Source organism: Collimonas silvisoli, from assembly GCF_018305005.1.
GTDB lineage: Bacteria > Pseudomonadota > Gammaproteobacteria > Burkholderiales > Burkholderiaceae_D > Collimonas > Collimonas silvisoli.
Genome location: NZ_JAGQEG010000005.1, coordinates 78594 through 90158, shown reverse-complemented (window position 1 = coordinate 90158; position 11565 = coordinate 78594). Strand labels below are relative to the sequence as shown.

Sequence of the window (11565 nt, the reverse complement as noted above, 5' to 3'; positions counted from 1 at the left end):
GCCGTGTCGGTTTGGTCATTCCGACCTTTCTCGGCATCACGCTGCTGGTGTTTTTATTGATACATCTGATCCCCGGCAACGCGGTCGAAGCCATGACTGGCGAACGCGGCATGGAGCCTGCGCGCTATGCGCAAATGGCGCATGAACTGGGCCTCGACCAGCCGCTTTACATGCAGTACTTCAATTACCTGGGCAATGTATTCAAGGGTGATCTTGGCGTGTCCATCATGACCCATACGTCAGTCATGAGCGAATTCAAGACGCTCTTTCCCGCGACCCTGGAACTGTCTTTTTGCGCGATGCTGTTTGCGCTGGTGATCGGCGTGCCAGCCGGCATTCTGGCGGCGCTGAAACGTAACACCGTGCTCGATTATTCGGTGATGGGCGTATCGCTCACCGGCTATTCGATGCCGATATTCTGGTGGGCCTTGCTGTTGATCCTGCTGTTTTCCGTGACGCTGGGCTGGACGCCGGTATCCGGCCGCATCGATATCTTGTTCGATGTGCCGCCGGTGACAGGCTTCATGCTGATCGACAGCTGGTTTTCCGACGACAGCGGCGTCTTCAAATCCGCGGTGTCGCATCTGATCTTGCCGACGATTGCACTCGGCACTATCCCGCTGGCGGTGATTGCCCGCATGACGCGCTCGGCGATGCTGGAAGTGATGCGTGAAGACTACGTACGCACCGCGCGCGCCAAGGGTTTATCGCGGACCCGGGTGGTGGTGGTGCACGCCTTGCGCAATGCGCTGATCCCAGTGATCACGGTGATCGGCTTGCAGGTCGGCGTGATGCTGGCCGGCGCCATCCTGACCGAAACCATCTTTTCCTGGCCTGGCATCGGCAAATGGCTGGTGGCGGGAATCCAGCGGCGCGATTATCCGGTAGTGCAGGGCGGCATCCTGCTGTCGGCCACCATCATCATCGTTGTCAATCTGATCGTCGATCTGTTGTACGGCGTGATCAACCCTCGTATCCGGCATGGCTCATGAATAACGTCAATCCAACTCAAATCAGTTCGCCTCAGGCCGCCGCGCCGGCGCTTGCTGCTCCTGTCGCGCCACCGCATCCGGCGCGCGAACTCTGGTCGTATTTCAGCCAGAACCGGGGCGCGGTGATCGGCCTCGTCATTATCATGGTGATGCTGCTGGCGGCCGTGTTCGCAGACTTCATCGCACCCCATTCGCCGATTGAACAATTCCGCGATGCGACCTTGGTGCCGCCGGCATGGCAGGCCGGCGGCAGCAGCAAGTTCCTGCTTGGCACCGATCCGGTCGGGCGCGACATGCTGTCACGCCTGATCCACGGCGCCCGGCTGTCGCTGATCATCGGCCTGGTGTCGGTCTCGCTGTCGCTTGCTGTCGGCATTTTGCTGGGATTGACGGCCGGTTATTTCCGCGGCGTGATCGAGACCACAATCATGCGCCTGATGGACGTCATGCTGGCTTTGCCGAGCTTGTTGCTGGCGATTGCCGTGGTGGCGATCCTGGGGCCTGGCTTGATGAATGCGATGTATGCCATTGCAATCGTGATGATGCCGCACTATGTACGGCAGACCCGCGCCGCGGTGATCGGCGAAATGTCGCGCGACTATGTCAACGCCTCGCGCATCGCCGGCGCCGGACCTTTGCGCATCATGTTCGACTGCGTCCTGCCGAATTGCCTGGCGCCCTTGATTGTGCAGGCGACCCTGGGCTTTTCCGGAGCAATCCTGGACGCCGCCGCGCTGGGTTTTCTGGGGCTGGGGGCGCAACCGCCGACGCCTGAATGGGGTTCGATGCTGGCCAGCGCAATGGAATTCATCCAAAGCGCATGGTGGGTAGTGACCTTCCCGGGGCTGGCGATTCTGATCGCAGTGCTGGCGTTCAACCTGATGGGTGACGGCTTGCGCGATGCGCTTGACCCCAAACTGAAACGAGAGAGCGGAACCCTATGGCATTGCTAGAAATTAAAAACCTGAGAGTCGAATTCGGCTCGACGGCAGCACCGTTCACCGCCGTCGACGGTCTTGACCTTGAAGTCGAAGCCGGCGAAGTGATCGGCATTGTCGGCGAGTCAGGCTCCGGCAAGAGCGTCACCTCGCTGGCCTTGATGGGCTTGATCGATTATCCGGGCCGGGTCACGGGCGAGCGCATGGCCTTCGACGGCCGCGATCTGCTGACCATGCCGGAGAAGGAAAGGCGTGGCTTGCTGGGCAAGGATATCGCGATGATCTTCCAGGATCCGATGACCAGCCTGAACCCGTCTTACACGGTGGCCTATCAATTGATGGAAACCTTGCGCGTGCATCAGGGAGGGTCAAACAAGGAATTGCGGGCGAAAGCGCTGGCCTTGCTGAAGCAGGTTGATATTCCCGATCCGGAGCGGCGCCTGGATGCGTATCCGCATCAATTGTCGGGCGGCATGAGCCAGCGTGTGATGGTGGCAATAGCCATTGCCTGCAATCCGCGCTTGCTGATTGCCGATGAACCGACCACCGCGCTGGATGTCACGGTGCAGGCGCAAATGCTGGAACTGCTGCTGCAGTTGCAGAAGGAGCGCGGCATGGCCTTGATGTTGATCACTCATGATCTCAGCGTTGTCGCCCAGACCGCACAGCGGGTGGTGGTGATGTACGCCGGGCAGGTGGTGGAGACCGGCCGCGTGCCGGATATCTTCAACGCACCCAAGCATCCCTACACCCAGGCGCTGCTGGCGGCGCTGCCCGAGCACAATATCGGCCGCGCACGTTTGCAGACCATCCCTGGCGTCGTGCCGGGCCAATATGACAGGCCTGCCGGCTGCCTGCTCAGCCCGCGCTGCGCCTATGCGCAAGACCGTTGCCGCCAGACCCGGCCTGAGTTGCTGGGCGCAGGACAGGATCCAATACAGGAGCAGGTGCGCTGCTATTTTCCGCTAGATCTTGCCGGCCAGCCGACTAACGGCTGGTTAGAAATATCCCGCAAAACACCTGGTTCAATGTCAAGCAGTGGGGTTGCACGATGAAGAGTTCCAACATGAACGAAATCGCCAACCGCGTGGTTTTGCTCGAAGCAAAAAATCTGGTCAAGCATTACAGCGTATCGCAAGGCTTGTTTAAACCGAAGGCGACGGCGCGCGCTCTGGATGGCGTGTCGTTCCGGCTTGAGCCGGGTAAAACGCTGGCGGTGGTGGGCGAATCCGGTTGCGGCAAATCGACCCTGGCGCGCCAGATCACCATGATCGAACCGCCCACCGGCGGCGAGTTGTGGATGGACGGCGCCAACATCGCTGATGCCGATCGCGCTACCTTGAAACGGGTGCGGCCGCTGGTGCAGATGGTGTTTCAAAATCCCTATGCCAGCTTGAATCCGCGCAAGAAAGTCGGCCAGATGCTGGAAGAGCCGCTGATCATCAATACCGGCTTGAATCATAGCCAGCGTGCCGAAAAGGCGCAGGCGATGATGGCCAAGGTCGGTTTGCGGCCGGAGCACTACGGCCGTTATCCGCATATGTTTTCCGGCGGCCAGCGGCAACGGGTGGCGATCGCCCGCGCCTTGATGCTGGACCCGAAGGTGATTGTGGCCGATGAACCGGTGTCCGCGCTCGACGTCTCGATCCAGGCTCAGGTGCTGAACCTGCTGATGGATTTGCAGCAAGCCAGCGGCGTTGCCTATCTGTTTATCTCGCATAATCTGTCGGTGGTCGAACATATTGCCGACGACGTATTGGTGATGTATCTCGGCAAAACCGTCGAGCACGGCAGCAAGCAGCAGGTGTTCAGCCGGCCGCTGCATCCTTACACCAGGGCCTTGCTGGCCAGTACGCCGCGCATCGATCCGGCCCAGCGCCAGCAAAAGATGATGCTGCCAGGGGAGTTGCCGTCGCCGCTGGCGCCGCCGCCGGGTTGCAGTTTTAATAACCGTTGCCCATATGCGATCGAGCGCTGCCGGCAGGAAGTGCCATTGCTGCAGCCGTTTGATGGCCGCATGGTGGCCTGCCATCGGGTAGCCGAGATCTCCTGAGTTGCTCGCTAGCCGCCGATCTGCCTTTGGGCATATCGGCGGCTGGCTGGGCTTGGTACAATGGCGGCTTAATTCTTCGTCCATTTACCCTAAGCTCATGATCGACATCCAACTTCTTCGCAAAGACATTGCTACAGTCGCCGCCCGTCTGGCGGCGCGCAAATTTCAGCTAGACGTCAACGGCTTCAACGCACTGGAGGCTGAACGCAAGCAAATCCAGACCCGCACTGAAGAACTGCAAAGCCAGCGCAACTCGCTGTCCAAGCAAATCGGCATGCTGAAAGGCAAGGGCGAAGACGCTTCGGCCGTGATGGCTGAAGTGGCCGGTATCGGCGATGAGTTAAAGGCGTCGGCCAGCCGGCTGGACCAGGTGCAAGAACAGGTCAGCGCGTTCTTGCTGGCGGTGCCGAATATTCCGCACGAAACCGTCCCGGTCGGCGCTGACGAGACTGCCAACGTCGAAGTACGCAAAGTCGGCACGCCGCGCAGCTTCGATTTCGAAGTGCGCGATCACGTTGACGTGGGCGCCGCACTCGGCCTGGATTTCGACGTCGCAGCCAAGATCACCGGCTCGCGCTTTGCCGTCATGAAGGGCGGCATCGCCCGCCTGCATCGCGCCCTGGGCCAGTTCATGCTCGACACCCACGGCGCCGAGCACGGCTATACCGAATGCTATACGCCCTACATCGTCAACGCCGATTCGTTGCGCGGCACCGGTCAGTTGCCCAAGTTTGAAGAAGATTTGTTCGCGGTAAAAAAAGGCGGCCAGGAAGGCGAGCAGGGTGCTGACCACGCTGCGCTGTACCTGATTCCGACGGCCGAAGTGCCGCTGACCAATATCGTCCGCGACGAAATCGTTGCCGGTGAAACGCTGCCGATCAAGATGGTTGCGCACTCGCCGTGTTTCCGTTCGGAAGCCGGCAGCTACGGCCGCGACACCCGCGGCATGATTCGCCAGCATCAGTTCGACAAGGTCGAAATGGTGCAAATCGTGCATCCGGAAAAATCATACGAAGTGCTGGAGGAAATGGTCGGTCACGCCGAGAATATCCTGAAAAAACTCGGCCTGCCGTATCGCGTGGTGTCTTTGTGCACTGGCGATACCGGCTTCGGCTCAGCCAAGACCTACGATCTGGAAGTGTGGCTGCCGGCGCAAAACACCTACCGCGAAATTTCCTCGGTCTCCAACTTCGAAGCATTCCAGGCGCGCCGCCTGCAAGCACGCTTCCGCAACGCTCAAGGCAAGACCGAGCTGGTGCATACACTGAACGGTTCCGGCCTGGCGGTAGGACGCACCCTGGTAGCACTGCTGGAGAATTATCAGCAGGCAGACGGCAGCGTGGAAATCCCGGCAGTGCTCCATCCGTACATGGGCGGCATTACCAGGCTGAGCGCATAAGTATCTGATTTGAAAAGACTATTTTTTGCGAAATTAGCGTAGATATCTGCTGTGGAATGGGAACGATAAAAAGACATTCCATAGTCAAAAAGAGTCTGCTATACTCTTGCGCTTTGCTGCATTAAACACAGCAAGTCGACCGAAACCGGAGAGGTGGCAGAGTGGTCGAATGTACTTGACTCGAAATCAAGCGTACGTTAAATCGTACCGTGGGTTCGAATCCCACCCTCTCCGCCAATTTTATCCTGTCATCCGCCAGTTAATGGCGGCGGAACCCCGGAAGATCACGGTCTTTCGGGGTTTTTGTTTTGGGCGGCCGATTCAAGAACTAGCAAATCGACTATCAAAACGGTTGGCGCTGCGACAGGTCTCGCAAGGGGCGAAATTAAAGTTCCAGCAAGTTCCAAGGGGAATAATACCTCATGTACGAGAAGGGGCTCGGTTTTGGGCTCCGAGGTGTCAAGTGACAATCCGAGGGGCGTTTCATGTCAGATTTCCTGACGCCACCCCAGGAATCGGATGCCACACGAACCTATCTGCAGTGTCTTGCCGCGGCGAAAGATCGCGCGGAAGAACTGGGGGACGCTAATTCGAAGCTGGGCCTGTGCGCGCAGGCTCGCTGAGTCAGCCGAATGATGAGGGCGTGAGTGTCAAGTACGGGTTGTTTGTCTGCGGCTCGCCGAACAAAACGGACGGCTCATGGAGCAGGTAGCCGTGAAGCCGCCTCGACTTGCGCGGCCCGGTCACTTCGCATGTCCAAATATTCAGCCCGTTAGCCTGCTTGCGGTGAATCTGCAGCTTTTCGAACTGCTTCTGCATCCACTGCCAATCGTGGAGTTGCTGCTCCTTGGCTAGCGCCGCCACGCGCGGGTGCTCCTGGGCATAGCGCTGGAAAATGCCTGGGCTGACCAGGTAAACGGTATCGGCCACCGTATGCACCAGCGCCTTCGCGTCGTTGATCACCAGTTTGTGGTTCTGCACTGCATGACGAAGCCACGCGATGAAGTGTTTGCCCGAGGGCGGCGCGCTCGCAGCCGCGGCGTGCAGCGGCTGCGGTTCTGTAGCAGGCGATGGAGGTGTGGGCAGTGCGGGCGGAACGGCTGGCGCAGGCAGTGGCATCGCCGTTGGCTTCGTCGCTGGGGCCTGTGTGGCCCTCGGCGGAGCCTTCGGTATCACGCGCTGGGGCTGTTCCTGCTCCGGCGCAGGCGCATCCGTGTTGGCGGGCTCAGGCGCCGCGCCGAACAGGTTCAGCAAGTCGGTGATGGCGTCTGCCGGGGCGGGCGTGGGCACCACGGTCGGCGTCGTAGGCGGCAGGCGCGCATCGGTGGCGCCGGCCATCGCCGTGTCGTCTTCGGTGACCATGGCTTCCACGACCACGGTTCCCGCGAACAGCGGCGGGCGCTGCGTGGCGTCGTCCCAGATCAGTGCCGGTGCCAACTGGAGGAAGGTAAAGGTGTGTGACCAACCGTTGTCCCCGGTCACCGTCGCCTTCCAGATCGCCTTGCCGTCCGTCGTCGGCTGGGCCATGCCGTGGTCTTGCAAGATGGTGAACAGCGCCGTGTTGCTGCTGGGAATGCCCTCGATGCCCTGCGACAGCAGGTGAGCACGGAGTTTGTCCGACACGGTCTTGCTCACGAGCCACAGCGCGTCCTGCGTGAGCCAGCCGTCTGATGCCTGCGGCTGATTCAGCTTGAACTCGTGCTTGAGCAGGTAGCGCAAACCTTCCAGCAGCTTGCGCTGCAGCGCATGCTTCGGCGCGGCCAGCGCCTTGCTTGGGTCGCCGCCCAGCGCCTGCGCGACCGAGGCCTGATCGGCTTGTACGACCAGTTCGCCCAGCACGCCGGCATGCTCGTATTGGCCGGCCAATACGTAAAGCAGTGACGACCACGCCTCGTGATGGTTGCTGAGCCAGTCGAGGATGGGGTTGTCCAGCACCTGCGTGTAGAGCAGTCCCGTGGCGGCGCTGTGCAGGCGATACGCACGCCCCTCGCGATAGCGAAACCGATAAGGCTGGTTCAGTGGGCCATGCCATGGATGCCAGGTAAGCCCATCGGCGAGTTCGACGTCGAGGTCCACTGCAATCTTGCCCAGGTCGTGCAGCAGCGCGGCGTAGGCCGTCGCGGCCGTCCAAACTTCCGCCTGCGCCGCCTGATCTTCAGGTGTTGTGCCGACCGGCAGCAGGCGCGATTGGCGGAGCTTCAACGCGTAGGCGACGATCTCTAGGCCGTGGTCCAGCATGCCACCGGGATACGCGTGGTGGTGGCTCTCCGACGCGGGGAGTTCCTGCACCAGCGCTGCGTAGCGCTCCAGTGGCTGCCGATACAGCAGGGCGAACTGCGTGCGGGACAACGACGTGCGTTGCCAGATGTGCTCCAGCAGCATCTGCCGACGCTGGGTACTCAGCAGCGCTGGTGCCGACGCGGGGCGCGTGAAACCGCGTGGCGCGGTATCGGGCGGCGCGGACGTGGGCGCCGCCGACTTCTTCGAGAACAGTCTGAACATGCGTGCTCCGGCAGCAACAGGCCGCGGGAGGGCCTTTTCCTTTTTGAAGCAGCAGATATAGATCGGCGGATACCGCGCGGCGACGGACAATCCGATGTGCTCGTTGTCCGTGTTTCGTGCAGGGATGAAGGGCGTGGCTCGATGGCCTTTTCGCTTTTCGGGTAGGGCCTTTCCCCTTGCCCCCCTTCCGTTAGACCTTCCCCTTCCTTTTCCACTGGGCATCTCCAGCCAGTTCGCTACCCCAGATATCGATGGGTCGCGCCTGAGACGGCGCGTCGAAAGGGCGTTCCCTGTCGGTTGCTCGTCAGGGCGCCCGTATCCCAGATGGGTGACTGCATTTCCCAAAGTTGGTTGGTTCTGCATCCCTTATAATGCAATCACAGGGCACCGACGGACGTCGACCATCGAACTGTTTGGGGAGTCGCGCTGCAACGCGGACGCGACATGCGCGGATGCCTCGTCGTGCCGTGGCCGGTGATTACCGCCGTTAGGTGGATGACGCAGAAAAACGAAGGAGGGGGCGTGGTTCGGATTTTTCAAATTGACATCCAGCATTTCAGGTCCATACAAACGCTTTCCTGGCACCCCTCGCTAGGCCTGAACTGCCTCATCGGCCCGGGCGACAGCGGCAAGACCACCATTGTGGATGCCGTCGACCTGTGTCTCGGTGCTCGGCGGAACGTCACCTTCGGCGATACCGATTTTTTCGCCCTCGACGTTACCCAGCCCATCCAGATCACGCTCACCCTGGGCCAGTTGCCCGACGCGCTGAAGGATCTGGATGCCTACGGTCATTACCTGCGGGCGTTCGACGTCGCGACCGGGGTGTTGCACGAAGAACCCCAGCAGGGATTGGAAACCGTCCTCACGCTACGGCTGACGGTGGACAGCGAACTGGAGCCCGCCTGGACGCTGGTGTCCCAGCGCGCCCAAGCACTGGGCCTGGAGCGCAACATTGCCTGGAAAGATCGTGTTGCGCTGGCGCCCGCACGGCTGGGCACCTACGCCAGTTCGAACCTGTCCTGGACGCGCGGATCTGTCCTCAATCGGTTGAGCGACGATCGCCCCAACTTGGGCGCCGAGCTTGCTAACGCCGCCCGTCTGGCACGCGCCAACTTCGGCAACCAGGCCGGCGCCCAACTGGCCGAAACACTGCAGATCGTGACGGCGAAGGCGAACGCGCTGGGGGTTCCTGTCGGCGCACAGGCTCAGGCGTTGCTAGATGCGCACTCGGTTTCGATCAGCGATGGTGCCATCGCCCTGCATGACGAGTGGGGTGTGCCCTTGCGCTCGCTGGGCACCGGCTCGTCTCGCTTGCTGGTGGCCGGGCTACAACGAGCCGCAGCCCAGCGCGCATCGATCGCCTTGATCGACGAGGTGGAATATGGGCTGGAACCGCACCGGCTTGTCCGCCTGCTCAACGACCTTGGGGCAAAGGAAAATCCGCCACCCCTGCAGGCGTTCCTGACCACCCATTCACCGGTGGCCGTGAGGGAGCTCAGTGGCGAGCAGATCTTCGTCGTTCGCAAAGAGCCGGACGGTGCATACAGAGTGCGTGTGGTCGGCGTCGACGATGACGTGCAGAGCACCATCAGATTGGATCCGGAGGCGTTTCTTGCGCGCAGCGTCATCGTGTGCGAAGGCGCCAGCGAAGTCGGCTTTGTCCGCGGGCTGGATCAATGCTGGACGCAGGTGAACGGGCGTTCGATGCTTGCCGCAGGCACGTCATACGTCAACGTTGGCGGCGGCGAGCCCGACAGGTGCTTTGTGCGTGGCACAGCGCTTCGGAAGCTGGGCTATCGCGTCCTTGTGCTCGTCGACGCCGACAAGCCGCCCACGCCAGCGGCCGTCGAGGCATTCCAGGCCATGGGCGGAGAGTGGATCACCTGGCGGCCGGGTCGCGCATTGGAGGATGAGCTGTTTCAGAGCTTGCCGGACGTGGCCGTGGATCAGCTGCTTCAGCGGGCAGTCGAGTGGCTCGACGAAGAGTTGGTGGCCGCACACATCCAGACCCAGTCCAACGGACAGGTCACGCTCGCGCATGTTCGGGCGCAACGGCAACTGGGGCACGCCTATCCCCCGGACGTGCGCCAAACCCTCGGTTTGGCATCGCGCAATCGCAAGAACAGCTGGTTCAAATCCGTGACCAAGTTCGAAGCCCTCGCGAAAGAGATTGTTGGCCCGCATCTCCCTACCACTGAAGCTGGATTTCTTGCCCTGATTGAGCGGTTATACAGGTGGGCCCATGCCGCCTGATCTCGACCTGTTCGCAGTCCGGCGAGGCACCGTGACCGCGCCGGCCGGTTGCGGCAAGACGCAGATCATCGCCGACACGCTGACCCAACACACGGGCGCCAAGCCGGTTCTCGTTCTTACCCATACCAACGCGGGCGTGACCACGTTGCGATTGCGCATGCAGCGTGGCAACGTGCCGTCTTCGGCGTATCGCGTGGCCACGATCGACGGCTTTGCCATGCGCTTGGTCAGCACCTTCCCGCAGCGTAGCGGCATACCCGCCGCCATGCTCGAGCTGACAAATCCGCGTGTCGATTATCCGGCGATCCGCGCGGCCGCTTGTGCGCTGGTACAAGCCGGCCATCTGAACGACACCCTCGTGGCAACGTATGCGCACCTCATCGTCGACGAGTACCAGGACTGCAATTTGGTCCAGCACACGCTGGTGACGGCGCTCGCCGAGATTCTGCCCACGAGCATCCTTGGCGACCCGATGCAGGCCATCTTCGGCTTCGGCGGCAACCAACTGGTGGACTGGAACGCGCATGTGCTGCCGCAGTTTCCATCGATCGGTGAGCTCAACCAGCCCTGGCGCTGGATCAATGCTGGCACCCAAGGGTTTGGCCAGTGGTTGCTGGATTGCCGTCGCCAGTTGCTGGCGGGCGGCAACATCGATTTGCGTCAAGCTTCTCCCGAAGTTAGTTGGATCCAGTTGCAGCCCGCTACTGCCGAGCGGCAACGCATGGCCGCGGCGATGACGAGGTCGGTGACACCCGAGGGGCAGGTGCTGGTCATCGGTGACAGCCGCAATCCGCGAGGGCGTCGGCAGATGGCCAGCCAAACGCCTGGCGCCACCGCGGTCGAACCGGTGGACCTGGCCGATCTCACCAACTTCGGCCGGACCTTCAACCTGCAAGCTGCGGATGCCGTCACGCAGTTGATCAACTTCGCTGGCGAGAACATGACGCAGGTGGGCGTCGCTACCTTGTTGCCTCGGCTTGATTCCCTGCGGCGCAGAACCGCTCGCACGCCACCGACGCCAGCGGAAGCCGCGTTGCTGGCGTTCGCCGCTACGCCGACGTTCCCCTTGGCGATAGAAGCGTTGCGCGCTTTGACCCGCCAGCCGGACGCGCGCGTGTATCGGCCAGACGTACTGTACGGCTGCCTGCGCGCCATGCAGTCGGTTGCCGGCGGTCGGGGGACCTTTGCAGAAGCCACGGTCCGAGAACGAGAACGTAATCGCCACGAGAGTCGACCGTTAGCACGCCGCGCCATCGGCAGCACCTTGTTGTTGAAGGGGCTCGAAGCCGAGGTCGCTGTTATACCAAGCCCGGAAGATATGGATGCGCGTCATCTCTATGTCGCCATGACGCGCGGCTCGGCGCGGCTGGTCATCTGTTCGGCAACGCCGGTCCTGGTTCCGCAGCGGTAGGGAGCGCACCGCAT

At 61.6% G+C, this 11565-nt stretch carries 8 protein-coding genes and 1 tRNA gene; 8 read left to right on the top strand and 1 reads right to left on the bottom strand.

Features of this window, described 5'->3' with window-relative positions; genetic code table 11:
• The 6 genes from KHU33_RS02340 to KHU33_RS02315 form a co-directional block, all read left to right on the top strand.
• On the top strand, nucleotides 1-992 hold a 992-nt coding region (locus KHU33_RS02340; RefSeq protein WP_211460900.1), incomplete at its 5' end, for an ABC transporter permease subunit.
• Entirely contained in the window at nucleotides 989-1945 is a 957-nt protein-coding gene (locus tag KHU33_RS02335) for an ABC transporter permease subunit (RefSeq protein WP_211460899.1), read from the top strand. The genes KHU33_RS02340 and KHU33_RS02335, both read left to right, overlap by 4 nt.
• Complete coding sequence (locus tag KHU33_RS02330) at nucleotides 1933-2985, top strand: oligopeptide/dipeptide ABC transporter ATP-binding protein (protein WP_211460898.1); 1053 nt, start codon at nucleotides 1933-1935, stop codon at nucleotides 2983-2985. Before KHU33_RS02335 ends, KHU33_RS02330 begins: the two co-directional genes overlap by 13 nt.
• A gap of 11 nt (nucleotides 2986-2996) precedes the next feature.
• The gene (locus KHU33_RS02325) at nucleotides 2997-3983 is read left to right on the top strand and encodes a peptide ABC transporter ATP-binding protein (protein ID WP_211460897.1); all 987 of its coding nucleotides are present in this window, start codon (nucleotides 2997-2999) and stop codon (nucleotides 3981-3983) included.
• Nucleotides 3984-4080: 97 nt separating this feature from the next.
• A complete protein-coding gene (gene serS, locus KHU33_RS02320) occupies nucleotides 4081-5382 on the top strand; it encodes a serine--tRNA ligase (protein WP_211460896.1) in 1302 nt (433 codons plus the stop codon).
• 147 nt (nucleotides 5383-5529) lie between these two features.
• A tRNA-Ser gene (locus KHU33_RS02315) sits at nucleotides 5530-5619 on the top strand.
• Nucleotides 5620-6006: 387 nt separating this feature from the next.
• Here the strand turns inward: KHU33_RS02315 and mobH are convergent.
• A complete protein-coding gene (gene mobH / locus KHU33_RS02310) occupies nucleotides 6007-7884 on the bottom strand; it encodes a MobH family relaxase (protein ID WP_211460895.1) in 1878 nt (625 codons plus the stop codon).
• A 495-nt stretch (nucleotides 7885-8379) separates the two neighbouring features.
• Here mobH and KHU33_RS02305 point away from each other — a divergent pair, with 495 nt between their 5' ends.
• Both KHU33_RS02305 and KHU33_RS02300 read left to right on the top strand, forming a co-directional pair.
• Nucleotides 8380-10140, top strand: coding sequence for an ATP-dependent nuclease (locus tag KHU33_RS02305; protein WP_230414002.1), 1761 nt, complete (start codon nucleotides 8380-8382; stop codon nucleotides 10138-10140).
• Nucleotides 10130-11551, top strand: a complete 1422-nt coding sequence (locus tag KHU33_RS02300) for a UvrD-helicase domain-containing protein (protein ID WP_211460894.1) — start codon at nucleotides 10130-10132, stop codon at nucleotides 11549-11551. The genes KHU33_RS02305 and KHU33_RS02300 overlap by 11 nt, the downstream gene beginning before the upstream one ends.
• Nucleotides 11552-11565 lie beyond the last annotated feature (14 nt).